Genomic DNA, 332 nt, shown 5'->3' on the forward strand with positions numbered 1-332 from the left:
AATACAAAATCGCCTATAATTAAAAACTCAGGCGATAATTTGCCGGGGGCTTTTCTGCATGGCAATGAAAATAAAATATCGCTGGATGTTTCAAATGAGTTGGGGTTTAAAATTGGCGAAGTCTTTGTAGAAATTGAATACTTTGATTTAGAAACCCAAACTACAAAAACAAAAAAAGTTTATGCCCAGCAAGATTCCTCAGGCGAATGGTTTGTTATGCTTGACGTATCCGACATGGGTGACGGAAAAATACGCACATGGGTAACGGCAATAGACGAATCGGGAAACAAAACAACATCTACAGAAATTCCTTATACTGTTAAAAATATGCT

General features: G+C 36.7%; 1 protein-coding gene. It reads left to right on the forward strand.

Annotated elements, in window-relative coordinates:
- Positions 1-332 (forward strand): hypothetical protein (locus ACYVTD_RS18575; protein WP_461249068.1); only part of this gene is annotated, 332 nt, incomplete at both ends.

This window comes from Treponema sp. R6D11 (assembly GCF_054786075.1).